Raw genomic sequence first — 26,123 nt, 5'->3', positions numbered from 1 at the left:
GGATTTTCTCTCCTTCTTTTGACTGAATATGCGAAGTCCTCGTTCAAAGATTTACGGGACTCCTTACATTAACAAGTCTATAAGACAGGATGGCTAGCAACTACCGCAAAAGGGATTGTTTCTATCTCATAAAGGATTTTATCTTTAAATTTATATTTTCACAGCACAAATAAAGGGCACCTTATACCGCCAGGCTCGGAACTTAAGCCTTAGCAGAAAGGTGCCCCCATTAACACTTCAGAGCAGATTACAGTGCGCTATCTTTAGCCATTGGAGCTAATTTTTCAGTCCTGTCAACGTGATTCCTTCTACGAAATATTTTTGACCAATCAGATAAAAAATGACGCCCGGCGCAAAGGACATACACGTAGCCGCCATCGTCAGCGACCAGTCCTGCTTTAGTTGGCCTCTAAAAGCGGTTAGTCCCAAGGCTATCGTGTACTTATCGCTTGAGTTTATGTAAATCATCTGTTGAAGTAGATCATTCCATAAACCGATAAAGATAAATAATGCCACAACGATCATTGCAGATTTAATGGCCGGCATAATAATGCTGAACAAAATGCGGTAATATCCAGCACCATCGATCGTTGCTGCTTGATCAAGCTCTCTCGGAATAGACATGATAAACTGCCTAATCAAAAAGATATTAAATGCGCCACCACCACAGAAATAAGGCAAAATCAACGGCAGATAGCTGTCATGGATTCCTAAGCCTCTCGTCCACCCAATATATAGTGGAATAAGAGTAACCATGGCAGGTAGAAGCATCGAACCGACACAAAGCGCCCAAATCAATTTTTTGCCCCGAAAACGCAGTCTTGCAAAGGCATAACCGCATAAGGTCGCTGTAAAGGTTCCTGCCAAACAAGCGGGTACAATAATAATCATGGTGTTCCATAAATATTTCCAAAACTTAAATATCTCTAGCGTTTCTGCATAGTTTGAAAACAACCAATTTCCTGGCAGCAGTGAAGGCGGATATTGGTATATCTCGGCATTCGACATGAGCGACGTGCGAAATATCCACCAGATTGGAAAGAGCACGAGTATAGTAAAAAAAATGACAACGACAAACGAGATCAGGTTCATCCATTGATTATTACGTTTTTTGCTCTTTAATCTTCCGTATGTGGCTACACTCATTTGTCATCGCCTCCTTCATTAAAGATCCATAGATTGGAGGTTTTGAATAATACACCAGTAAAGCCTGCAAGAATAACAAAAATAACGGCCGTTGTCGCACAAGCATACCCCAATTTATAATTTACAAAAGCTTGATCATACATCAGATAAGTTAAAAATCGTGAAGAATTACCCGGACCGCCATTCGTTAATGAAAGAGCCGGCGTAACAATTTGGAGATTGGCAATCAAGCTCATTAGCAAATTATAAAAGATAATGGGCGACATGCACGGTAAAGTGATATGCAAGAATCGTTTCCATCCATTCGCACCATCCATTTCAGCCGCTTCATGGTAGACGACCGGAACATTCTGCAGCCCAGCTAAGAAAATAACAATTAAGTTACCTGACAGCCAAACCGAGATCAAGGATAGAGATGGAATGACATAGCTGGAATCCGCGATAAAAGAAACTTTGTTCAAACCAATCTCAGAGAGAATAAAGTTAAAAAATCCAAAATTAGCTTCGTATAACCAAGACCATCCTACATATATTGCGGCTGCCGGCAAAACGTACGGTACATAGAAAACAGCTCGGAAAAACCCTCTTGCCGGAATTTTACGATTCAATAGCATCGCAATAAAAAGTGAATAAATCATACCTCCAACTACCGATAAGACGGCAAAGTAGACCGTAGCTATAATAGAATCTTTAATATAAGGATCAGTGGTAAATAGATTAATATAATTCTCGAAGCCAACAAATTTGGGGTCTGAAAGTCCCGTCCAATTCGTTAAGCTGATCCCGAGCACCCCAATAAGAGGTAGATACGTTAGAAAGATCAGGCCAATGAAGGCAGGGATCAATAATATATACGCGGCTCGTGCCTCACCTGCATGGATACGTGAACGACGTTTCGGAGATTTATTAATCATTTCCATCTCTATCTCCCCACCTGAAGATCATAATATGGCCGCCGCGGGTGTGAGCTTGGCAACGGCCATTCTTTGCGGATTTTACTAATTGCCTAAATGGGCTGCTTTCAACGCATCGAGATTTTTAGAAATAGCATCCTTAGCGGTCGTCTTTCCCGTCCATACATCCCCTAGAACCGACCCGAGTAAGGTGTTAAACTCCGTCGTATGATTCGTATAGAACCACGCTGCGGGCTTCACAGCAGGTGATTGCGCATAATCGACTACTGCAGATTTATATTCGTCATAAACAGGGAAGTTAGGATTTTCGACCCATTTACGGGTAAGGGTCTCATCCGTGTACCACTTCTCCAGTGTCGGCATCCAGATTCCCGAGCTAATGAGGCCCCAGTTATTTTCTTCTGAGTTGTACCATTTCAGCCATTCCATCGCTTCTTTTGGATGCTTAGTCTGGGAGAACACGACATTGGCGCCACCCGTGTTGAGGGTAACCTTATCCTTCATGTAAGGCAATACTGCAACGCCATAGTTCAGGCCTTCATTCTTAGCCGTATTGAGACTAGTTCCCACGTTCCACGCACCGTTAGTAGCCATGGCAACAGTCCCTGCGATAATGGTTCGTTGAATGCCATCATCAGTCTGTCCGACAGACAACGGAGCAACATGATCCTTCAAGTAAAGATCTGCAACCTTCTGAATTCCCTCTATACTGGCGTCTTCTCCAATTCTCACCTCAGTCCCATCACCCGAATAGAACCCCCCACCATTACCAAGCGCCCAGGTCTCAAGCTGCCATGGTAAGTTTTCAACGGATGCGCCAAACTGAACGATACTCTGCTCATTAAAGCCACTCTCATCAGGATGTTTACCATTTTTATCAAGGGTCAGCTTCTTTGCTGTTGTTACAAATTCCTCCCATGTCCACGCTTTATCCAGAGCGGCTGGGGGATAGGGTACATTGGCTTTGTCGAACATATCTTTGTTGTAATAGAGGAGTAAGATTTCATTGGCAGCCGCGTAGGCTACGGTTTTCCCTTGATATTTGTAGGCTAAGCTATCCAGTGGTTTGCTGTCGCTTCCTTCGTACATTGTATTTACATCATTCAGCATGCCTTGGGTAGACCACTGAACGACCCCATCTTCTCTGAGCATCCCTGTATCAGGTAATTGCTCTGCCGTAGCCATTGTATTCAGCTTGGTCATGTAGTTTTCCCAAGGAATTGCTTGTACTTCTACTTCAATTCTGTCTTGAGAAGCATTAAACTTATCCGCCACTCCCTGGGTTACATTTCCCTCTTCCGCACTTCCCCACATCGAATAGATAATTTTGACCTTCTCCTCAGGCTTGGAGGTGGCGTTCTCAGATGCTTTGGGTCCATCAGTTGCCTTGGTTGCTGTGTTTGTCTCATCTTTCGCGCAGCCAATGACACTTAATGCTAGTGCAGTTGAAAGAATACCTACCCCGAATGCTTTACCTACCTTCATTTCCCTCTCCCCCTTCATAATCACATAGATATGTCCAACCGTTTGACCCCCTAAGTTATTGAGTTAAACGTTTAGTACCAACTTTTTTTAATAATTCCAACCTTTGCTTGGAATCCGAAATTTCGGCCAGCCGATACGACTTTTAATATCGTAAATATTTTCAAAAAGTGGTATAGAGTCTTCATGAACTTGGGATGTTTTAATGAAGTAAGCGCTTTATTGTTATTGTGTCATGATTTTCTATTAGGGAAAATAGCATTTTTCAACCTGATTTTTAAAAATTCCAACCTTTAAAGAATCATCTTTTTCATAAAACAGCAGAATCAGCTGATCCAAAATATTCACTTGCAGTAACGACAATAAGCAGAGCCGCCCTCCTACCCCAATGGTAGAAGCACTACTCTGCCTATTTAGCATTTATACACTACGCTGCTGTATGAAGCAACGCCGTTTTTCTATTCTCGAAACACAACTGTGTGAGATTTCCAGCTCCTTGCGATTTCCCGCTATGTTATCGAATTTCTTGAGGTTGTGGACACGAACCGATGTCAAGAAAGAGGACGTCTCTTATTGGTTCCCCATCGTGCTGATGTCGATGACAAACCGGTAACGGACATCTGAAGCAAGCACACGCTCCCAGGCTTCATCTATCCGGTCAGCAGAAATGACCTCGATTTCAGATGCAATATTATGTTCAGCGCAGAAATTAAGCATTTCCTGCGTTTCACGGATTCCGCCAATCATCGATCCGGCAAACGAACGGCGGTGGCCGATCAGCGAGAATACGTTAACTGCCAATGGATCAGCAGGCGCACCGACATTGACTAATGTACCATCCAGCGCCAGAAGTGAAAGATAGGCATCGATATCAATCTGTGCGCTTACTGTATTCACGATTAGATCGAATGAACCGGCAAGCTGCTTAAATGTCTCCGGATCGCTTGTGGCATAATAATGATCCGCTCCTAATTGCAATCCGTCTTCCTTCTTCTTCAGTGACTGTGATAACACAGTAACCTCAGCTCCCATAGCATGAGCAATCTTCACAGCCATGTGTCCAAGCCCGCCAAGACCCACTACAGCTACTTTTTTGCCGGGAGCGGCTCCCCAATGGCGCAGCGGTGAATAGGTGGTGATTCCTGCACACAAAAGCGGTGCAGCCGCGTCAAGCGGAATAGCGTCAGGAATCCGGACCACGAAGTCTTCTGTTACAACGATGTGCGTGGAATATCCGCCCTGTGTATAGTGACCGTGCCGGTCGATAGCTCCATAGGTGCCCGTATTTCCACTCAGGCAATACTGCTCCTCACCTTTCTGGCAATTACTGCACTCTCCACAGGAGTCAACCATACAACCTACCCCTACACGATCGCCAACTGTGTACTTTGTAACTTCGGAACCGACCTGGCTGACAATACCGGCGATCTCATGCCCTGGAACAAGTGGATACTTAACCGGTCCCCACTCCCCGCGGGCTGTATGAATATCCGAGTGGCAAATGCCCGCGTATTTAATCTCTATAAGAACATCGTGCGGCTGCAGATTCCGGCGTTCGATTGTAGTTAGCTTGAACGGGCCTTCCTGACTGAATGTAGCGCGTGCATTAACTTTTATCATAGTGAAACCTCTCTTCTAGTTAATATAAAAAACTGTAATGCCGACTTTACAAAACCTATGTTATTACTTAAAGTTAACTCTAAGTCAAGCACAAAATATAATTAAGACTGGAGATAGATGATGAAGACATACTCCATAAGTGAAGTTGCAGAATACTTTAATATGACATCACATACCCTGCGTTACTATGACAAGGAGGGGCTTTTGCCTTTTATAGAAAGAACCCCCAGCGGGAAACGCGTTTTCAAAGAAACGGATATGGACGCTTTAAAAGTAATTGAATGCCTGAAGTCATCCGGGATGCCGATTAAGGAAATAAAACATTTCATTGAGTGGTGCTCTGAGGGGGACTCCACCTTGCAGCAGAGATATGACATGTTCCTGGAGCGAAAAGCTTCCGTAGAAGCACAGATGGAAGAATTAAGAAAAACGATGGAAGTCATAGAACATAAATGCTTCTACTACAAGACCGCCTTGGATAGCGGCACGGAAGATGTTCATAAAAAAAATAACATTAAGAGTGCATTTACTCATTAGAAATGAACCTTCAAATTACAGTAAAGGCGGGGCAGATTGATCTGCCCCGCCTTTCTTAATTTGGACGCTTTTTTGCCAGCAGCTTCTCCGTAAAATTCACATCAAAAAAATGAATAATGGGTCCCAGACCAAGTGCGGACACTAGAGTTCCTAAGCCTATAACGCCTCCTGCCAGGAAGCAAATCAAAGCACAAAGCGCATCCGTAAACATCCGGTGCCAAAAATAAGATATTTTCGGGAAGTTATCCCTCATAATCAGGGACAGGCTGTCGTAAGGAGCTACTCCCACAGCCGATGTCTGATACAAGGATACCCCAAAACTGCATACCACCACGCCAATCGCTACGACGACCACCCTCTGCCATAACAGCTGAGGTTCGCCCAACAGAGATAGCCAAGTACTATGAAAGAACGTAGCGATATATCCCAAAAAGATTGCGTTTACAAAAGTCCCGGCTCCAATAAACCTTCGTCCGGTTATGAATTCGATTACAAACAATACCAGGTTCAGCAAGATCAGAAAATTTGCATATGTTATACCGACGCACTCTGCAAGTGCCATTACCATGCCGCTAAAGGGATCATTCCCCATGCCGGACAGCTTAAAAATACTGATTCCCATGCCCAGAAATACATTGCCGATAACCATAATAATCAATCGTTTTTTATCAACGTTATAAAGATAACCCTTCATATTGCCCATCCTATTTTTCATATTAAAATTGCACCTTGCAACAACCACGTCATTATATCATATATTCTATTGTTTGACGGTTATCTTTATTGATAGTATTCAATGATTTGGATAAGCAGATCGGTCAGGACTATATTGTTTTGATGGGAACTGAAAAAACAAAAGCAACCCGTCCGCAGATAAGTCGCCTTTGTAAAACTTTAGTGTTAACGGATCTAACTTATGACTTTAAGCTCAGCGCTTAGCCTTTTAAAAATCATGATAAAGCTTCATAAGAGTATATTTCATTCCACCGGGTTCTATAAGTTAATTTCAGACTTCTCTACTTCATGCCATTGAAAAAGCATTAACACAGGAGGAATATAAATTGGCTGGCCCCAGCAATAAATCAAATCAGGTGTCAAATTCGCAAGCCATAGCTCCCCATTCTCATCTAGTTGCATTCTCCACTTTCCGCTGGCAACAACTTTTTCCTGCTCCATAAGGAAACGAGCCTCATCATATGAAACTTCAATTCCTTTATTGCGCTCTATGAAATCAAGGGCAGCTTGGTAATTACGTTCTTGCTCTTCTTCTTTTTCTGCAGTAAAAGCTGAATCGTATACCTCTGAGAAATCTAAGCCCTTAAGGTCATGGAGTTCCACTAGTTGTTTAAATGCGTCCGTTACAAAAAATTGAACGATAGCTGTTTCCTTTATTTTGAACAGTCTATAATCAACACTATCAATTACATTTGTGGTGTTAAGCAAAAACAACATCAAATCAGGATGAGCCAAGGGAAGTGTTTCGTCTTCTTCCGCAACAATTAGCTATCCAGGTACTCGAAAAATCATTGTACTTCCCCTTATTCTTGGTGTGCATGATTCTGGGTTCTCCTCCTTTTTTTGCTCTGTATGATTGTACTGACAATAAGGTACCAAAAAATCTCCAATCAAAGAGAAAATCACGCCATTGATTCCATCGGCTGGTTCGCCAATTATTGATATTATCCCAACACTACCCAAGCAATCTGTCACTTCTCATTATTTTATTTGTGTTCAAAACTCCCCGTTCTTTGCCAATGATAAGAGTAGAAGAGTCTCCATTGCCAGCCAGCTAGAGGCCGACTCTATCCACCCCTTCAGCAAATGGTTCAAACAAATGTCTGGCTATCCGCCAGGCAAGTTTCGCAGCCGCAGCAGGATGATTTAATATAGAAAACGGCGCTGCATCAGTGCAGCGCCGCTGTACCATTTTCAAGTTTGATCACAGCATCCAACCAACCTCCCTGTAGGCCCTCCAAAGCGCCTGAAAAGATTGCGACTGTGCCAGGTGTCATTTCGTACAACGTGTCTAGCAGCAGGAAACGAATCTCGATATCCACGCCATAGAGAGGCTCATCCAGCAGCAGAAACCATGGATCAGCAAGCATCGCCTGAGCAATCATAAGCCGTTGCTTGTTGCCGCCTGACAACCGCTGAATGGGCGTCTTCCACTCGGCAGTAAGCCCGAGCCGTTCACATAGCTCACGAGATCGTTCTTCAATGGTCGCCCGTGGCATCAGCTTCATCTCACCCACATAACGCAAGTATGCCTCGACATTCATATTGTCATAGTACGCTGCCTGCTGTGGCTTGTAGCCCAGATAAGGCTTGAAAGCATTGCCTGACAACGTCACGCCATGAAGCTGATAGGTAATCAGGCCGCGTACAGGCTGGTATAGACCAGCTATCGCTTTGAGCAATGCTGTTTTTCCACTGCCATTGGCGCCCTCCAGACCATACCAGCCTGGCGGCAATGCCAAATTCACATCCCCTAGCAGCAGGTGACCATTATCTGCAAGAAGTTCAACCGCGGTAAGTTTTAGTTCAGCTCCTCGCACCACTCTTCCCTCCTATCCATATTGCTTGTAATAATGCCGATGGCGCAGCAAAATACTTGTTATAACACCAAGCGCTATTGCCAGACTAACAGCAACAAGCTTGCTTGCAAGCCAGTGTTCGGACCCGTATTCGCTGAACAATTGAAATACGCCAAGCCTCTCGCCAGCGGAAAACTGGATGACGCCCACTGCGAGGACAACCGCGGTACCAGGCCATGTCCCGAAACGAAGCATTGCAGCCAGCGCTGCAAAAGCGCTCAGGCAGATCGGTAGTAATAGATCTGTGATCAGTAAAGTAGTGTTAGATCCGAATTCACCGCTGGTACCCGTCATAACGAGTATTCCATAAAACAACAGCGCTAGAAGGAGGTCATATAGCAGTATGGTTCCTATTCTGGCTACCATAAGCTGTACGGGTGTAACAGGAAAGGTCGCCTCAAGCTCACTCATTGGCGTATGCATGGATCGGAGTGAATAGGCCACACTGGCTACAGGAAGCAACAGAATCGTAAATAAAAATACATCCGGCTTGGCAGAGCTACTGAACCATTCACTTGCTACCAGCCCCTCAACGACTGCTCCTATGCCAATCATAAGCGCTGATGTAAGCCAAAACAGCCAATGCATCGTCCTTACCTGAGCTGCCATGCGTTGCATAAGCCTTACTGGTAAAGATATAGCGACAGTTGCTTGCCGCCCAGGCCTGTCATGTCTTGGCACTCGCCTGGAAGAGGGTACAGCAACCGCCCACTCAGGCTGTGTGGCATATGTGGCGGCAAGCGCCAGCAGAGATTCCGTCTGCTGGCCGCTGGGACCATCGACGGTATAGCGATCCAGTTGGCTGAATACGGCTCCGATCTGGTCATGCTCCCATCGATCCGCTGCTGCTTCACCCTTTTCCTCTAGTTGCCGCTGCTCTTGCAATTCCCTGTGCAGTTGACTGTCGCGACTAGCCTTATCGGCGCTACCGGCTCCGGATATGTAACTCATCCTGATCCTCCCCTTTCTGCAATGTATGGGCCAGTCGCCTGAACGCCCGATACAGCTTGGACTTGACCGTTCCAAGCGGCAGTTCCAGCAACTCGGCTATTTCATCCAGCTTGAGCTCCTCATAAAAACGCAAAATAACAATTTGCCGCTCCTCCTCAGGCAAAGCGCCAAGGGCAGCAATGACTGCTTCACGCTCATATTGCTTGTCTAAAAAAGACGCTACCGTATCCTTACCGCCATCTGCCGCATCATACACTCCGGTATCCTTAGCCGCTACTTCATAACGATAAGCTCCGGACTTCCATACATCACGGCACAGGTTCGTCGCAATTCGATAAATCCATGGTCGAAACCGTTCAGGCAACCGACCAGCTTGCAAAGCCGTGAATACTCTGACAAAACACTCTTGCACCAAATCTTCTGCGAGCTGACGCTTGCTGGTCAGTCGGTATAAATACGCATAGATGGTCTGATGATACCGATAGACGAACAACTCCAGCACGGCTGTATTCCCTTGCTTGTATTGCTCGAGCAGTTGCTCATCCGTAACAACAGCCCTGCTGTTCACTTGACTCTCTCCTTTCTCGCTCAGCACTATTGCCTGCACACGAGCCAACCTCTGCCTTTCCCCAATAGAAGCATACAGCAGAAAAGCAGTATTCCAGCTGCTGCAAATAATGCGATAGCGTTATGCGATTTATCTGTGAACCGGCTCACCGGCCAGACGGCTTGAAATAAATAGTACCGATTGAGCGGCATACTGGACATAAAATACTCCAGCAGCCACACCGTTGCCCCCACTCCTAGCCCGACAGCCATATTGCGCCCTAGCAGACTGCCCAATGCCGCCAGACCGCCAAGGAACATATTCACACTGAGGCTATGTTTAATTATGTAAGCTAGTTGTGCCGTACTTAAAACGATCGCCCAGCGGTCAATTGCCCAGAGCAACGTTGCTTCATAGATAACTAGCAATAGCGCAGCGACCGCTCCTCGCTCGGCGCACACGAGTAATTGTGAATATGGATAGCTGAAATGATGGGCAAAAGTACCCTCACTGAAATCATCGGCGAACAAGGCAGCACTCAAGGCAATCGCAAGTAAAGGCAGCACAAATATAAAAGCCACTTTGACATGATAAAAACCAGGAGAGGGCATCATCATTGGCAGCATGAGGCAACCAGCTGCTATCAGCGCCGCAATAATAGCTATAGCTAGCAAGTAGCCGCCCCATAGGATGCGCCAAGCATATTTTGTACGGGACAAAAGAATGAGGGCAACCTTCATTGTCCTCCCTCCATTTTCCTTTGTAAATAGCCTCGCAGAAGCGCTTCCATTTGTTCATCACTGTCCTCGATTAGCTGCTCTGTGCCAATACTGTCATAGACAAGCTTGATGACATCGTAGACACTTTCAATACCGTACTGGCTGTATATGGTATTCATAAGGTCATAAACCTGATTCGGTGTACCGTTCAAAAAATAGCTGCTAACAGGTTCGAACAGTCGATCTGGCAGTTCCTCTCCGACCAGCTTGAGCTCGTTATAAGCCTGAAAAAAGTTGTTCAGTGTAAATTGGGCGTTTAAATTTAACATTCTCGCATTTCTAATTTCTCTACGTTTGGCACTGTAATCAAGCCAGTATTGCCCCGTTCTCAGTTGAATGTTCCCATTCTTCCCTCGCTCAATTTCCGTCCCAAAATAACTTAACTCAGACAACTTAGACAAAAAGTGGATATCGCGAGCTTCCGGACCTCCAACTGCTGCATCTACCATGCCCAGGGTACTCATACTCACCATATTCAAACTATAATACGGATAATCGGCAAGTGCCATAGTAACCGTCTGGGGAAAGCTCGTTGCAGCTTCTCCATCCAACATTTTCAAAGTACGCGCTGCTTGGGCGTAATGCCTGGCTGCGAACTCTGCTGCTTCTTCGACAGAACGGGTAGGCAATTGACCAGATGCCAACAGACGCAACGTCTTGCCGTCTGCCGTCGCTTCTGCAAGTTGCAGATCGCCCCCAAATAATGTAAGTCCGCTTGCTTCATCCAGCTCCAGGCGCGTGATGGTCGCTCCCTTCTCTCCAGCCATCTTACTAGTAATGACAGAGGCGTTGGAGAACAGTTTCAAGCCACTTGGCCCTGTGATAGAAACTTCAAAGCCCGCCATAGGGCGCGGCAGTTGTGTGTCCAGAATATCTGTAGCGTGACGCCCCCATTCGTAGTGATCGGTAAGCAATTCCGATAGCCGGCTATTGCCGATAACAGGGTACCAGCCATAGAAAGCTGGCAGGAAAATCCTGTTATCGTCGACAACAGCGATCTGCTCCCATCTATCCCTGCTAGGAGCGACGGAATAATAATGCCGCCAATCATTTAGGGTACCTCTATATGTCATCTCGATCTCCAGATGCTCCCCTGGCATAACATCCGTTGCAGGCTTGATCCAAAGTACATCTGTAGCCTCTTCCCACTTATAGGCAGCAGCAGCACCGTTCACCTTCAGTTCCTGTACATCAAAGATATGTCGCAGCATGATTGGGAATCGCTCTAGTGTTGCCGCTTGTCCATTGCTTGCTTGCATCGTCGCCTGTATTTCTAACCCATGCCGCGGCAGTAATTCCAACTTCAGCTTGTAGCTGTTAATGTGTAGATCCTGGAACTTCATTCCGACAAGCAGATCTTTAATATGCGATACCGAGAGCGGATTGCTGGTATTCCCGTTTGTGTTAAGGGTGATCCGAGACATTTCCTCAATATCCGCCTCCGAATATTTACCCGCTGCAATTCCAGCAACGAGCAGTTGCTCCAATTCACGCTGTTGCGTGATATCATTGGCTGAAGTAAGACGTTCGCGATAGAAACGTTCATTGGCATCCGCAATATCTGCCCGTTCCTGCAGGTATCCGTACATCGCACTACCTGCCCATAACAATGCTGCACCTAGAATCAGCATCGTGGGATAGACCAGCCATGCCTTGACCCGTTCCCGCCTGCGTCTACATACTACAAGTAGAACAGTCATGACCATTCTTGCTGCTAAAGCTGCAACGATGCCGCGATGCAGCCAAAATGCCGGATCATATATAAATCCCCACATACGTGAGTAAGACTTACCAATATATTTAACTAGTGAATAATCGAACCAAATCTGCGTATGAGGGGGTAATGAAAAAGAAGGGCGATCGGTCTTAAAAAATTCCGGTAAAATAATTGCCAAGCTAAGCAACAGGACGAAGCTGATCAAGTAACTGTATCGCTTGCGGATAAGGATACCTACTAAGTAGGCAATTACAGTTGCAAATAACATCGGGATGGCAAAGGAAGCCAATACAGCAGAGGTATACCATTCACGCATTCCCCATGAGATGCCATCATTTACGACCAACCATACATAAGCCCCCATCGGCACGAGCGCAGCTGCTAACGGAAGGGTTACAGCACAGAGCAAGCGTGCAGCCTCCATTTCCCATGTTCGATACGGAAAGGTAGCCATCATGGTTGCTGTCTTCCATTCTTCATCCCGCCGTGCTATCGCTGTTGCCAGCAAAGGCAAAATAATGAGGGCTACAAGGCAATACACCTCAGAAATATCCATCACGTATACTGCACGATCCAATTTGGCATCGGCGGTCTGAAACATCAAATACAGGATGCCGACCACAGTTGCCAGCATTAGATACAAGCCTGGGCCACGCAGCAGTAGCTTGCACTCTGTTTTGTAATAGCGAACTAGGCTCATTGGCTATTCCCCGCTCTCATGACCGCGATATATCCGTCCTCAAGTCCTGCCTTTGCCTGGACTGCTCCAGGTAATGGGACAGAACTGGCAAGAACACGCGCCTCATAGCCGGCTCCTGAACGCTTTGCAGTCACGATGGCTGCAGTTTCTTTGAGCTCTGCAAGCTTCTCATCACCCACTTGGACCGTCCACACTTGTCCCTGCACACGCTGGAGCAATTGTTCTTGCGTACCGTGAAATACGATGCGCCCTCCGCTCATAATCGCCATACTCTTACAGTTATTATCAATATCGGCGACGACATGTGTAGACAGTAGCACAGTACGATCTTTACCCAGCTCAGTCAGCATATCACGAAATCGCATGCGTTCTTCGGGATCAAGCCCTGCCGTAGGCTCGTCCACAATAATGAACTGCGGATCACCTAGCAACGCCTGGGCAATACCGATGCGCTGCCGCATCCCGCCAGAATATTTGCCTATACGCACATGGCGCTTCTCCTCCAGATTGACTCGGCGCAACATTTCGGCTACTGCTTTCCTCCGGGCTTTTCCATTTGTAATGCCCTTCATGGACGCGACATAATCGAGATATTCTGCGCCTGTCAACTTGCGATATACGCCAAACTCTTGTGGCAGGTAGCCAAGCAAGCCACGAATTTCACGTTCATCCCGCCCAAGCTTGCAATGTCCAATTTGTACATCCCCTGATGTTTTCGGTATTACTGTTGCCAATATTTGCATCAATGTTGATTTTCCCGCCCCATTGGGACCGAGTAAGCCGAACATACCCGTACCCAATGTCAGGTTAATTCCGTTCAGTACTTGTTTACTGCCATATTTTTTGCACAATTGCTGGATAACTACATGCATCATTACCTGCCTCCATTCGTACTTGGCCAACTACCGTGCGCACGAGTAGATTGTCGAACAGTATAACGACACTCCCTTCTAAAAGTTTAAAAAACAGGTGATTTTTTAAAATAATAGTATCCTTGCGCTGCCAATATGACATTTGTTCGATGTGTCTACTACGACAAAAAAACCTCCAACCCCGTATATGCGGCTTCGGAAGTTATTCATTAACCTGCATTTCGCAGTTACTCTAAGTACAGAATCCCAAAATCACAGCTTCTATGAAATTCTGGTTTGTTCGAATGAACTTTGCTCCATGTTCCAAAGTGCGGATAAACCGTTTCATCGCCGCACTTGTAAAAGTTTCCTCTTATCCTTTTTCCCGGCACTGCCCGAAAATCCGAAAAATAAGATTGTACCCATGCCCATGAGATCGAAAAGCTTAATTCCCAATACGCTTCCCCTTTATCATTAATCTGATCCGTGGTGGATAGGACTTGGAAAAGTGCTGGATTGATAGTGATTGGGAAGCGATCATACCGATCCGCTCCTATCTGCAAGAGAATTGCGCCATTCGCATTAAATTCGAAATTCATATAGCGCTGGTCCGAATCCGGAGTAGGCTGAAAAAAGAACTCGATGCAGCTATCCTTATACACAGGATCATTCATGTTTCTATATGTTCGTATTGGATTCTGTTCGTAAACCTTAAACTGAAGCTTCAGATCCTCCTGACTGTAATTTAATCTTGCTGTAACGACCGGGTTATATCCTTTAAGCCATTGATACTGTTTAATGATCTGGAAATCTTCTGTAACTGAAACATCCGTCTGATTTATCAGGCGGGAAATCACTAAGGTTTCTAATTTTCTTTCCATGGTTCATTCCCTTCGGTTGGAAATCCCACTAGGCTAACACAGCAAAACAACCCTATTAATTAACTTGATTATTTAGACCCGCGACTTACCGGTTTTCCAATACGCAGTCTCGATCCCCGAAATCTCGCACGGCCGTCTGCCGTTACCTGTATTGGCGGATGATGGAACTGCACACTCTATATCCCCTCGGGCGCATCCCCCACTTCCCGATCGATGGTCAGATCCCCCCGTATCCGTTCTCCTGCAATGCGGCGAAATAGGCGTCGAAATCTACCTTCACCTCGCCGAATGGAACCTCCCGGAATATGGCTCCGGAGCTTACTAGCCCTGCAATCCGTTGATGATCCAGCGGGTGGTACCCGACGGCACCGTATACATCCCTCAGTTCGACTGACTGATGTCGGCTGCCGTACTTTGCATGGGTGTGGACAATTTATTCCTCAGCAGGTGTACACCATGCACCGGTTCATCCCCTGTTACCATCACCATGTTGGTCAACCCTTATTTCGCGCAAGGTAACGTAATTCCTTCATGGATCGCCCGGTCGGCTAAGAGAGCGATCTCCATCGCCCGGCAGGCTTCCTCCATTGCCGGTATAGGGGGCAAGTTGTTCTCCAGCATGGACAGGAAATAGTCCAGCTGGGCACCCGTAGGCTTTACGGAGAAGTCCATATTGATCTGCCGGACCGCTCCTTTCTGGTAGTCTTCGACCTCGATCAGATTCCCCAGATGCTGATCCTCTCGCGGTCGTTCGTTCTTGTATATGATGCGAATCCGGCCTGCCGGTCCGATAAATTCCTTCCGGTTATCAGTCGGAAGCCCCTTGCCCCACCCTGTCTCAAAGTAGCCGATGGAGCCGTCCGACAGACGGAGGGTCATGAGTCCGTAATTGTAAGTATACGGCGGGACTTCTTCGTAGAGACGCTGCCCGATCCCATTGACGCTTACTACGTCCGCCCCTGTAGCCCAACGCATCACATCGATATAATGGACGCCGCAATCCACGATCGGCGAGACGTCCCGGAGCAGGGATAAGTGGGAAGCCCAATTTTTGGAGGGCTTCAATTGGGATAGCCGGATGACCAAAGGGAAGCCGATGGCGCCCTCCCGGATCATCTTCATAACCGCCTGGTACGTAGTGTTATGGCGAAGGATGTGACCGATCAGCACCTTGGTTTTAGCTCCACGGGCCAGCTTCATGAATTCCTGTGTTTCCCGTGCATTGCCCGCCATCGGCTTCTCGCATAGGATATGCTTCCCTGCAGCGAGACAATCTTTTGCGATCCCCAGATGGGAGGACGGGTACGTGGCGATAATGACCAGATCCACATCATCACGCTCTATCAAGACCCGGTAATCCGTGCTCCAACACTCAGCTCCGTATTGGCTTGCCACTAAGGAGGCCCTGTCCCGGTTCCAATCCGCCACGCCGATCAACCGGACCCGCACCTGTCGTGATATCGCGTCCAAGTGGAGAGAGCCCATATAACAGCAGCCTATCACGACCGCCCCGTACCTTTTCATGATGCATCCATCCTATCCTTCTCACTCGCGGAGGTTATTTTATGTTGATCCAAGCTCCTTGTTATGATACCTTGTCACCTTTATTATATAGGAATGATGGATATTTTTATTTAGCAAAGAAAGTTACTTTTTGCACGATTCCGTTATTCCTTCTAATTCTATGTAGGGGAGGGGCTCGGTTCATAGGTTCTTTCTTCTATCGCTTGCCGCAAGGTCCGCCATTTTTGTACGATGTATGCGGAACTTCAACCCTATAGATCGCCAATGCTGGGCGCACATAAAAAAGCAACTCCCTTTTTGCAAGTCGCTTTTAAAACACTCTATAGTGAATCTTAAGTTATTATCTAATATCCTCACCGCTTCGCCTTATAAAACTCATGATACAGCTTCAGAGCCAAGGATATCGATAAGTGTAATTTCATTACCTTCCTTGTCCGTCCCAACTAGATCATGTAGAGATGCGTCTTTACGTGTTTTCTTGAGCGAACGTAGGTGCATTAGGATTTCGTTTTCAATACAACGTGCTGCAAATGTGGCCAGTTTGGTTCCTTTGTTCGGACGATAGCTCTCGATGGCTTTAATCAAACCAATGGTTCCGATGGAGATTAAGTCCTCCATGTCTTCTCCGGCATTATCGAATTTTTGAGGTTGTGGACACGATACGATGTCAAAATCCTCTTTCTTGATAGAAAAGCGTTGATAAAAGTATGAAGGTTTTACCGGATGGATGGCTCTTTTTTTGTTATTCATTGTCCTTTTTTTAATAGTCACTTCGTTTTCTTAAATTTTCACTTGATATCAACAACTTAAAGAAAACAGTTGAAAGACATGATATTTAACATAGTTTGAGCATGTTTACAGTCACATCCGGGAAAGAATTAGCTGTGTTACGATATATCTTATTACTCTAGAGGAGTATTAATAATGTCAACAACTTGCAAAAGAGGTGTGTAATTGAAACTTCCAACAATCCAATTCGGACATATTAAATCGAGAGTTCCTGTTATTCAAGGTGGAATGGGTGTAGGCATATCCTTAAGTGGACTAGCCGCTGCTGTAGCCAATGCAGGCGGGATCGGCACCATCTCTGGTACAGGGATCACTCCTGATGAGCTGAGAATGCATATTCGCAAAACAAGAGAACTCTCTAAAGGGAATGGCTACATCGGTGTGAATGTACTATTCGCAGTGAAGGACTTTGCCGAAAAAATGAAGATTGCTTTGGAGGAAAAGGTTGACTTTATTATTTCCGGAGCCGGAATTTCTAGAGATATTTATGCTTGGGGTAAAGAATATGGTACTCCTGTCGTAACTATTGTTTCATCCGCCAAATTAGCCCGAATTTCCGAAAGACTTGGTGCCTCCGCAGTCGTTGTGGAAGGGTTCGAAGCTGGAGGCCATTTAGGTACAGACAGATCCATGTTTGATATCCTTCCTGAAGTCTTAGAGGCCGTTTCGATTCCTGTTATTGCTGCGGGTGGAATTCTAACAGGGGATGATATCGCAAAAGCCCTTCGGATCGGCGCATCTGGTGTTCAAATGGGTACCCGTTTTGTGGCTAGCCTTGAGTGTGATGCTCCCTTAGCCTTCAAGCAAAAGTACGTAGATGCTCAGCAAGGAGATACTGTCCTAATCAAGTCTACTGTGGGTCTAGAAGGTAGAGCGATTCGGAATGAATTTACGGACCGGATCAGTAATGATGCCAAATTAAAGATAGTCAAATGCTATAATTGTCTAAAGGTTTGTTCACATCGCTTCTGTACAATGGAATCCCTGCTCACTTCCCTTAGAGGAGATGTTAAGAACGGATTGGTTTTTGCTGGGTCCAGAGTTCATGAGATTAAAGAGATTTTGTCCGTACAGCAGATTATCGACAATTTAATGGATGAGTATCAAGGGGCACTGAACCCGACAACTTAAGGTTGTTATAAGATTCAAAAGCACGATTAACCACTTAAGCAAGCTTGGGATTTCCGAGCATAAGTGGTTTTTCATTTCGCTTGATACTCAAATTTAGTTATATTTAATAAGCTTTTGTGTTGTATTTAACTAAAGATTTCCGTACCTTTCTTTTTAATTGCAACAACAGCTAAATATCTTCACAGCCAAAATGCAATATGCCCAATACCCAGGATAATCGCAAAAGATGACTGGATATATGTACTCTTCAAAGCACCACTTAACAATTCGCCCTCTCCCTTTCTCATGTATTTTTATGAGTTGGTTTAATACAAAAATTCGCTGAACTATATCTTCTCTAAAAAATTCTAATATGGTCCTTGAAGCTTTCTATGTATGCCGGTTAACGGATACTACCTTGTGATTATGAGTTTACCGCTTAGCCTATAAAACTCATGATAAAGCTTCATGAGCGCCCTCTTCTCTATCCTCGAAACATAACTCCGCGAGATCCCCAGCTCTTTGGCAATCTCCCGCTGTGTCCGCTCTTCTCCACCTGTATCCAATCCAAACCGCCCAACCACAACTTCTTTTTCCCGGTCATCCAGAATATCAAGGTTACGATATATCTTACTCTTTTCGATCTTCAGATCGACTTCTTTAATGACATCATCAGCTTCGGAGCCAAGGATATCGATAAGTGTAATTTCATTACCTTCTTTGTCCGTCCCAATTGGATCATGCAGGGATACGTCTTTACGTGTTTTCTTGAGCGAACGCAGGTGCATAAGGATTTCGTTTTCAATACAACGTGCTGCAAATGTGGCTAGTTTGCTTCCTTTGTTTGGACGATAGCTCTCAAAAGCTTTAATCAGGCCGATGGTGCTAATGGAGATCAGATCCTCCATGTCCTCCCCAGTGTTATGCGAATTTCTTGAGGTTATGGACACGATGTGATGTCAAAAAATAAACCAATTACGATCGATTCTGATTCGAATTGGTTTCCTTTTGCATATTATATTTAATTTGTAGTTTCCGATTGATTTCTTGTGTACATCCTGGTAATCCATTTAAATAACACTTTACTTGAACAATCAACTCTGAGTGAGATATCAGATTATTCATACTTGTTAAATTGCGTCTAACAATATCCTCGGTTTCAATATGATAGCCACCGTTTTTCACACGTAGAGCGATACATTCAATATTTAGCCGAACATCTGCTAGTCCCACATAAAACACAATAATTTCAAAGCCTTGTTCCTTTGCATCCTCATCTGCCTTATAACGTTACCACCCGCTAAAATGGTTTCCACAATGAAATCCCACTTATTCCAGATACACTATCTGGCTATTCTTATGGCTTCTTTCCCAGCAGAAACTTCACTCTTTTCAGGATGCCCATTAGTGATCTTGCGGCTATGCATCTGGAATCATCAGTGATTCTGCTTTATGCCATACTCCGATATAGAATCTTCCACTTTCATGAAATGAAAAACATAATATTCTCCGTTAATTTTTAGCTGTTCCTTTCTTTTTCATTTCGTCAAATTCACATAAAGTTAAGTAAAATTCAAGGTTTTTGGTGATGCAGCCGGATGATGATACTCAATATCCTATGGATTCTCCAAAAACTATCATAAAATGTAATATATTTAACACAATAGTTTACATATACATTACATTAAATAATTAAAAGAGCCGTTTTTTTCTTTTTACAAACTTAAAATATATTAAATTCATAATATTCATTGACTGAAACAAATACTAGTGTTATATTTCCTAACATTAAATAATAAAATACATACAGGAAAAGGAGATTACGCACATGAATAAGTTCAAACGTCTACGTGAAACTAAAAGAGAGCATTCTGGTTCCACCCGATCTGAATATTCACCAGCAAAAAAAAATTGGAGTAAAAAGCAATTTATAGCTACTTCAATTGTGTTATCTGTTATTGCTACGAGTGTAATTCCGTTCCAAACAGCTGACGCTTTAACTAGAGTTACTTCAGAAAGTGGCACAGTATGGGAGATTCACGATGTCTTTGCTCCTAGCTTAGACACAGGAAGTTTACGTACAGTTGGTGCTACACAAGTACAAGGTTTCGGCAATATCTTTGTTAAAGTGTCCTCGCCTTCAGCTCCACTGATGAATGGTCAAATGATGCGTGGGTTTGACTTGAAATATGACGGCGTTAATAAGTTTACTTCGGCTCAATCTGTAAATCTAGGAAATGTAACTGTAACACGTGAGGTGTATGTGGATACTATTCATAATCGAACGAGATTCTTTGATACTTTCACTAATATAAATGATGTGGCAATAAAAGTTGATGTATCATTCGGTGGCTCTTTAGGATATGGTACAACAACAAATGCTTCAGTAGTTAAGGCAACCTATTCAGGCGATCTAAAGGTAACTACAGATGATTCATGGATTGTTGTAGATAGTAGCGCCAAAAACAATAAGCCGCTAGGCGTTGCAGTGGGATCTCCAAAGCCGTTTGATAATGGATTAACCGGTCTAGGTAATCAGCAACAGGATCCATTCACAATACCCTTAGCTGAGCATGGAAATGAAGCGAATTTCTATGGGTTCATTAACACATTAAATATTAGGCCGGGTGAGTCGAAGTCCCTAGTAAATTATGTACAAGTTGGAGAAGCTGGTGAAGAAGGATTAAAAAATCTGGTTGCTAGTCTAGATGGACTTAATAGTCTGCTAGACGTAACCGGATTAACAAACGCACAAATTCGTTCAATTAGCAACTGGGATATATCTGCTATAGAGGGACTTGATACTGGAGATCATCTGGTTATTCCAAATGCTCCTGCACCTAAAGAATTAGTAACTTCATCGCCGTATGATGTTAAGAATAAATCCATTGCAGAAATGCAGCAGGATATGATTAATGGCAAAACTACTTCTGTACAAATTACTCAAGCCTATTTAGATAGAATCAAGGTATACGATGAGGGACAATTGGGATTCCATGCATTCCTGCATGTATCTGAAACTGCGCTTAACCAAGCAAAAGCTGCTGACGATGCCCGTGCACAAGGTGTAAAAGGTGATTTATTGGGTATTCCAATTGCGATAAAAGATATTTATGATACAAAGGATATGCCTACTACCGGTGGCAGTAAAGCTCTTGAAGGCTGGCAGCCTGATTCTGATGCATTCCAAGTGAAAAAACTGCGGGAAGCTGGAGCTGTAATTATTGGTAAAGTAAACACTTCTGAGTTTGCTAACAGCGGAAGCTTTAGTGAAAGCGGCTGGCAGCAAACATGGAATGCACTCTATCCATCGAAAACATCTTTTGGCTCAAGCGGCGGGTCTGCAGTATCTGTTGCAGCTGATTTTGCAGCAGCAGCAATGGGATCGCAAACAGGGGTATCTCTATATGCACCAACTACAGGCGCTAGCTTAAAAAGCTTCCGGGGTACAGACGGTATGGCAAGTACTACAGGTGTACTGCCACTCACTTGGGGACAAGATTATGCAGGTCCCATTGCCAAAACAGTAACTGACCTAGCCATTATATTGAATGCTACAACGGGTACGGACCCACAGGATATTTTCACAGTCACTGCTGATGCAGATCATAAGCGTCCAGTGGATTGGAAGGAATCTCTGGATGCTAATGCATTGAAAGGAAAGAAAATTGGATACATTCCTGCATCCTTTGTATCTGCATATGCTGATGATGATACTGGACAGGCAGTGATGGATAAGTTCTCAGAGCTTCAAGCAGCGGGTGCGACTATGGTTGAAATGTCAGCTGTACCATCAGGCCCTAGTCGTCCTTCAGGTATTAATGGATCTACTGAAGGTTGGGCACGTTATATTGAGTTGCATAAGGACTTCCCTTATATTGATGGAGCAAGTGTACTAGCTTCAGATAAGGTGCTTATCTATAACCAAAGAGGATATAGTACCCCAACTCGCATGACTGAACAGGCTGTACAAGATTACATTAAGTATAGAACTGACTATAAGGAAGTTATCAAAGGCTGGATGGACGCGAATGGTGTTGATGCTGTTGTTTATGCAGGTTTTATTAGCGACGTATATAACAATGACGCAGCAGCTTCTCAATTAAGTTCAGACCGTAACACAGGCGTATTAACCTCTACTATGGGTCTACCTACGGTAGTTGTTCCTGTAGGAACGAATGACAGCGGATATTCTATCTCTATGCAACTGGTTGGTAGAGCATGGGACGATGCAAAAGTTTTAGGCATGAGCTACGCTCTTGAGCAACAAAGTCAAGCTAGACTACTTACAACATTTGCTCCAGCACTTCAATACGTTTCAAACTCTACTAATCCTGATCCAAACACAGATAATGGACCAACCCATCCAAATACTGGAGGAGGTACAGTGACACCTCCAGCAATAACAACGCCTATAGAAACACCGGCACCTGCAGAAACAATAACACCAGCAGATAAGCCGAAAGTTGTTAGTTTTGTAGATACAATGAATCATTGGGCAAAAACAAGCATTGACGCACTAATTGCTAAGGGATTATTGACGGGGTATTCCGATGGAACATTCCGCCCAAATTCAGGTTTGACTCGTGCCGAAGCCATCAAGGTAATTGCAACGCACATGGGACTTGAAGGACATGAAAGTAACTTTACAGATGTAGCTTCAACTCATTGGGCGAATAAGTTTATCGGTGCAGCAGCCGGATCAGGCTTGATGAACGGATATAGCGACGGAAGCTTCCGTCCAGATGAGAAGATTAGCCGTAGTGAATTAGCGGCACTAATCACTCGAGCCTTTAAGCTAACTGGTACTGGAAACACATCATTCAAAGATGTTACAAGAAATGCATGGTATTATGATTCCATCGACGCACTCGCATCCAATAATATTATTACAGGGTACGCAGACAGTACATTTAAGCCTGAAAAAGATATTACTAGAGCTGAGTTTGCAACTATTGTATCCAGATTACTAGAAACTAATAATTAAAATAAGTTCAATTATAAATGACAGAGTACTTGAGTAACCATGTTTACAGGAAGGGCCATCCCGAAAGGGATGGCCTTATAACTTGCCGTTACAGATGGTGCGATGAACCGTATCATAAGTAGGGCGAACCCTATCCACACAAAAAACGACTCATCCGTAGACAAGTCGTTTTTTAAGTTTTATTATTAATAGATTATTACTGTGTAATTGTCATCAGTCTTACCGCTTCGCCTTATAAAACTCATGATATAGCTTCATGAGCGCCCTCTTCTCTATCCTCGAAACATAACTCCGCGAGATCCCCAACTCCTTAGCAATCTCCCTCTGTGTCCTCTCTTCTCCACCTGTATCCAGCCCAAACCTACCCACCACAACTTCTTTCTCCCGGTCATCCAGAATATCTAGGTTACGATATATCTTACTCTTCTCAATCTTAAGATCGACTTCTTTAATAACATCATCAGCTTCGGAGCCAAGGATATCGATAAGTGTAATTTCATTACCTTCTTTGTCCGTCCCAATTGGATCATGCAGGGATACGTCTTTACGCGTTTTCTTGAGCGAACGCAGGTGCATTAGGATCTCGTTTTCGATACAACGGGCAGCAAAAGTGGCCAGCTTTGTGCCTTTGTTCGGGCGGTAGCTCTCGATAGCTTTAATCAAGCCGATCGTGCCGATGGAGATCAGATCCTCCATGTCCTCCCCAGTGTTATCGAATTTCTTCACTATATGGGCAACGAGCCGCAAATTATGCTCAATCAACAAATTGCGGGCCTTGGCATCTCCCTCAGCCATCATCCCTAAGTATCGGCTTTCCTCCTGCTCCGAGAGCGGTTGTGGAAATGCATTATTCCTTACGTATGATACCAGCAGCGTCAGTTCTTTGATCAGCAACGCAATCGTGCTTAAGAATCCAGGCAACTTGGCGACACCTCCCGCACTTGTACAATGAAACCGATCTGTTTGCCTTACGGGTTCATGGTCATCCTTATTGTATGTGGGCGTGCGCCTAGAAGTGCCTGTACGGGGGAAATTGTACAACCACAGAAATTTATTTTTTATACGAGAAATCAGTCATACTCTACTCATTCACTTGTCTTTTAACACGATGTTGTTAGCGGTAATTCTCACTCTCTTTTGATAATAACTTCCGCTTCACTAGACGTAAAAACCTTTATGATGTCCTTATCAAAAGTAACCTTCAAAATAGACTCTGGTAATTGTTCAAGAATACCCCCGCAAGAATCTCCCGACGGATCACCGTACACAGCCGAAGCCAGCCAGTGGATTCCAGGTTCAAGGAAAGTCGTCAGTGTAGGCAAAACAGTCCGGGGATGAAGCAGGTTTGTGTTGGCATTAGGCCAAATTAGCTCCGCCTTTTCATAGCCGATCAAACCCTTGACTCCGCTTGTTCCCCATGCTGTAGATACTGCGGCGGTTGTAAGGCCGATCTGCTGTTCCACCCCCGCTTCCTGACCAAGCGCGAAGCCGCCCTCTGCGGCGTCCAACGGTCGTCCGGTCTCGATCCGGTGTATCCGAATATGCCAGGGCAGCCCAGCAACGATCCAGGTCCGAACCTCCACATTAGTCCATGGCTTCCAGACGGAGTGCAGCACATTGTCCACAATTGTTGTCTCCATATTCCGCCGTCTGACCCGATACAAGTTGTCCCCGCTCTCACTCAGAGCGAGCATGGAATCAAATGCCCCTTGAGACAATCCCCATTCGGAGCGGGGCACACTGAATCCGAAGCCTGTTGAGTATACAAATTTCTCATACTTGGCAGACGTGTGGGTATGTTCATTCGTATATAGATGACCGCTGTTGAAGGCAGCCACATGGCCGGAAGCAGGTTCGCGGACAATGACAAGATGCGCAGGCTTCTGGACTATAACTGCAGGAATATCCGGCAGCGGCAGTTCTTCTTCCTTCCAGAATGGATGCTCCGCGCTGAGAGCCAATGGCAGGAATGTCTTTAACGCCCAATAGGGCGAACCGGGAGCGTTATAATTCTCCGCCATGACCAAGTTGGGGTAGGTATAACCAATCGTCAGAACGCCTCCGGCATCAAAGATCGGCTGGCTGAACCACCAGCGCAAATTGCGCAGTACTAATCCTTTGACCACACCTACAGGGAATACTTCAACGCCTGCATAGACGAGGGCACCCCAGAAAGCAGACTGGGCAAAACGGTAGCTTAAGCTCCTTCCATAAGGAAGGGCAGATCCGTCCGGAGCGAACCAGCCCAAGAATTCGGTGGCAAAAAGCCGGGCCCGTTCTTTGAACACCTGTGAACGTTCCGGGTCCTCCTGTTCCATCAGCTTCGCGTACAGTAGCGCATAATAATGGATGGCAAAAGGAACATAATAATCGCTATGCCCGTTAATTCCATCACTGTACCAGCCATCACCCAGATAAAAATCATCCATTCGCTTCAGATTGTTCTCCAGCTGCTCCGCGTCGTAGGGACAGCCGACTCTGCGGAATCCGACATTAACCAGCACGTTGAAGAACAGCCAGTTGCAGTCATAGCAAGGATGGGAATTAATCTGATTCAGCCAACTGTACAATTGCTCCTGTTCCTTCTGGGTAAGTGGTGACCAGATCTGTTCAGGAATGGCGGCTAAGGCGAAACCGAAGACCGCCATCTCTACCAGACGCTGGTCATAATCTTGAACTACACCCCAGTATTCTTCATGGGCAGGATCCGTGCCGTGGCGTATGCCATCCAGCACAGTATCCCAAAGCCCGCTTTCACCGCCTCCCATGAGCAGGGGCACTAAGCCCCACAATACCCGGGAGAAACCTTCCATTTCTGCAGTTGCAGCCGGATAGCTCGCTCCTGTTCCGCCGATTGCCAGCCGTGCACCGCCTCTGCTGTAGAGCGGCCGAAGCGGATCTGTAAGCTGTTCAAGAGCAGAGATCAGATCCTCCCGGGTCTTTAGCGGATTTTTAGCAATAGTCGTAAATGTCTTCTCAGTCTGCATTATATGC

Annotated in this window: 21 protein-coding genes and 2 pseudogenes; 4 read left to right on the top strand and 19 right to left on the bottom strand. The window is 45.1% G+C overall.

The window, feature by feature from the left end; all coding sequences use genetic code 11:
- Positions 1-276: 276 nt before the first annotated feature.
- The 4 genes from NYE58_RS08195 to NYE58_RS08180 all read right to left on the bottom strand — a co-directional run bounded on the left by NYE58_RS08195 (position 277) and on the right by NYE58_RS08180 (position 5,162).
- Positions 277-1,146 carry a carbohydrate ABC transporter permease gene (locus NYE58_RS08195; protein WP_326047433.1) on the bottom strand — a complete coding sequence of 290 codons (870 nt, stop codon included), beginning with the start codon at positions 1,144-1,146 and terminating at the stop codon, positions 277-279.
- Positions 1,143-2,066: a carbohydrate ABC transporter permease gene (locus tag NYE58_RS08190; protein WP_038569373.1), complete on the bottom strand. Its 924-nt coding sequence runs from the start codon at positions 2,064-2,066 to the stop codon at positions 1,143-1,145. Before NYE58_RS08190 ends, NYE58_RS08195 begins: the two co-directional genes overlap by 4 nt.
- A gap of 78 nt (positions 2,067-2,144) precedes the next feature.
- The gene (locus NYE58_RS08185; protein ID WP_076098906.1) at positions 2,145-3,545 is read right to left on the bottom strand and encodes an ABC transporter substrate-binding protein; all 1,401 of its coding nucleotides are present in this window, start codon (positions 3,543-3,545) and stop codon (positions 2,145-2,147) included.
- Between the two features lie 567 nt (positions 3,546-4,112).
- On the bottom strand, positions 4,113-5,162 hold the full coding sequence (locus NYE58_RS08180; protein ID WP_076141170.1) for an NAD(P)-dependent alcohol dehydrogenase: 1,050 nt from the start codon (positions 5,160-5,162) through the stop codon (positions 4,113-4,115).
- 120 nt (positions 5,163-5,282) lie between these two features.
- On the opposite strand from NYE58_RS08180, the gene NYE58_RS08175 reads away from it, so the two are divergent.
- The gene (locus NYE58_RS08175) at positions 5,283-5,699 is read left to right on the top strand and encodes a MerR family transcriptional regulator (RefSeq protein ID WP_036675831.1); all 417 of its coding nucleotides are present in this window, start codon (positions 5,283-5,285) and stop codon (positions 5,697-5,699) included.
- A 55-nt stretch (positions 5,700-5,754) separates the two neighbouring features.
- Here NYE58_RS08175 and NYE58_RS08170 read toward each other — a convergent pair whose 3' ends face one another.
- Positions 5,755-6,414 carry a YczE/YyaS/YitT family protein gene (locus NYE58_RS08170; RefSeq protein WP_235219370.1) on the bottom strand — a complete coding sequence of 220 codons (660 nt, stop codon included), beginning with the start codon at positions 6,412-6,414 and terminating at the stop codon, positions 5,755-5,757.
- Positions 6,415-6,692: 278 nt separating this feature from the next.
- On the bottom strand, positions 6,693-7,169 hold the full coding sequence (locus NYE58_RS08165; RefSeq protein WP_076141168.1) for a hypothetical protein: 477 nt from the start codon (positions 7,167-7,169) through the stop codon (positions 6,693-6,695).
- Positions 7,170-7,344: 175 nt separating this feature from the next.
- Between NYE58_RS08165 and NYE58_RS08160 the strand changes: the two genes are divergently transcribed.
- A complete protein-coding gene (locus NYE58_RS08160) occupies positions 7,345-7,584 on the top strand; it encodes a hypothetical protein (RefSeq protein WP_139330140.1) in 240 nt (79 codons plus the stop codon).
- A 19-nt stretch (positions 7,585-7,603) separates the two neighbouring features.
- Here the strand turns inward: NYE58_RS08160 and NYE58_RS08155 are convergent, their stop codons facing one another.
- The 10 genes and pseudogenes from NYE58_RS08155 to NYE58_RS08110 form a co-directional block, all read right to left on the bottom strand.
- Positions 7,604-8,254 carry an ATP-binding cassette domain-containing protein gene (locus NYE58_RS08155; protein ID WP_076141167.1) on the bottom strand — a complete coding sequence of 217 codons (651 nt, stop codon included), beginning with the start codon at positions 8,252-8,254 and terminating at the stop codon, positions 7,604-7,606.
- A 12-nt stretch (positions 8,255-8,266) separates the two neighbouring features.
- Positions 8,267-9,244, bottom strand: a complete 978-nt coding sequence (locus NYE58_RS08150) for a hypothetical protein (RefSeq protein WP_076141166.1) — start codon at positions 9,242-9,244, stop codon at positions 8,267-8,269.
- A complete protein-coding gene (locus NYE58_RS08145) occupies positions 9,219-9,812 on the bottom strand; it encodes an RNA polymerase sigma factor (protein WP_076125358.1) in 594 nt (197 codons plus the stop codon). The genes NYE58_RS08150 and NYE58_RS08145 overlap by 26 nt, the downstream gene beginning before the upstream one ends.
- A gap of 26 nt (positions 9,813-9,838) precedes the next feature.
- Positions 9,839-10,531: a hypothetical protein gene (locus NYE58_RS08140; RefSeq protein ID WP_340889194.1), complete on the bottom strand. Its 693-nt coding sequence runs from the start codon at positions 10,529-10,531 to the stop codon at positions 9,839-9,841.
- Positions 10,528-12,987, bottom strand: coding sequence for a hypothetical protein (locus NYE58_RS08135; RefSeq protein WP_341001544.1), 2,460 nt, complete (start codon positions 12,985-12,987; stop codon positions 10,528-10,530). Before NYE58_RS08135 ends, NYE58_RS08140 begins: the two co-directional genes overlap by 4 nt.
- A complete protein-coding gene (locus NYE58_RS08130; RefSeq protein ID WP_249267678.1) occupies positions 12,984-13,862 on the bottom strand; it encodes an ABC transporter ATP-binding protein in 879 nt (292 codons plus the stop codon). Before NYE58_RS08130 ends, NYE58_RS08135 begins: the two co-directional genes overlap by 4 nt.
- Before the next feature lie 224 nt (positions 13,863-14,086).
- The gene (locus NYE58_RS08125; protein WP_076098916.1) at positions 14,087-14,719 is read right to left on the bottom strand and encodes a carbohydrate-binding family 9-like protein; all 633 of its coding nucleotides are present in this window, start codon (positions 14,717-14,719) and stop codon (positions 14,087-14,089) included.
- Between the two features lie 501 nt (positions 14,720-15,220).
- Positions 15,221-16,168 (bottom strand): Gfo/Idh/MocA family protein, encoded by a 948-nt coding sequence (locus NYE58_RS37455; RefSeq protein ID WP_256719255.1) that lies wholly within the window; start codon positions 16,166-16,168, stop codon positions 15,221-15,223.
- Positions 16,092-16,250, bottom strand: a complete 159-nt coding sequence (locus NYE58_RS08115; protein WP_340893339.1) for a hypothetical protein — start codon at positions 16,248-16,250, stop codon at positions 16,092-16,094. Before NYE58_RS08115 ends, NYE58_RS37455 begins: the two co-directional genes overlap by 77 nt.
- 377 nt (positions 16,251-16,627) lie before the next feature.
- Positions 16,628-16,888: pseudogene (locus NYE58_RS08110) on the bottom strand (sigma factor); the annotation flags it as partial.
- 309 nt (positions 16,889-17,197) lie between these two features.
- Between NYE58_RS08110 and NYE58_RS08105 the strand changes: the two are divergent.
- On the top strand, positions 17,198-18,163 hold the full coding sequence (locus NYE58_RS08105) for an NAD(P)H-dependent flavin oxidoreductase (protein ID WP_076098918.1): 966 nt from the start codon (positions 17,198-17,200) through the stop codon (positions 18,161-18,163).
- 392 nt (positions 18,164-18,555) lie between these two features.
- On the opposite strand, the pseudogene sigK (NYE58_RS08100) reads toward NYE58_RS08105, so the two are convergent.
- A pseudogene (gene sigK, locus NYE58_RS08100) lies at positions 18,556-19,065 on the bottom strand (RNA polymerase sporulation sigma factor SigK); the annotation flags it as partial.
- A 905-nt stretch (positions 19,066-19,970) separates the two neighbouring features.
- On the opposite strand from sigK (NYE58_RS08100), the gene NYE58_RS08095 reads away from it, so the two are divergent.
- Positions 19,971-23,129: an amidase family protein gene (locus tag NYE58_RS08095; protein WP_341001543.1), complete on the top strand. Its 3,159-nt coding sequence runs from the start codon at positions 19,971-19,973 to the stop codon at positions 23,127-23,129.
- A 219-nt stretch (positions 23,130-23,348) separates the two neighbouring features.
- Here NYE58_RS08095 and sigK (NYE58_RS08090) read toward each other — a convergent pair whose 3' ends face one another.
- Both sigK (NYE58_RS08090) and NYE58_RS08085 read right to left on the bottom strand, forming a co-directional pair.
- Positions 23,349-24,050: an RNA polymerase sporulation sigma factor SigK gene (sigK, locus tag NYE58_RS08090; RefSeq protein ID WP_036675850.1), complete on the bottom strand. Its 702-nt coding sequence runs from the start codon at positions 24,048-24,050 to the stop codon at positions 23,349-23,351.
- A 206-nt stretch (positions 24,051-24,256) separates the two neighbouring features.
- On the bottom strand, positions 24,257-26,116 hold the full coding sequence (locus NYE58_RS08085; RefSeq protein ID WP_036675851.1) for a DUF2264 domain-containing protein: 1,860 nt from the start codon (positions 26,114-26,116) through the stop codon (positions 24,257-24,259).
- Between the last annotated feature and the right edge of the window lie 7 nt (positions 26,117-26,123).

It is taken from the genome of Paenibacillus sp. FSL L8-0708 (genome assembly GCF_038009325.1).
Classification (GTDB): domain Bacteria; phylum Bacillota; class Bacilli; order Paenibacillales; family Paenibacillaceae; genus Paenibacillus_AQ; species Paenibacillus_AQ odorifer.
This window is presented reverse-complemented; position numbering and strand designations above follow the sequence as displayed.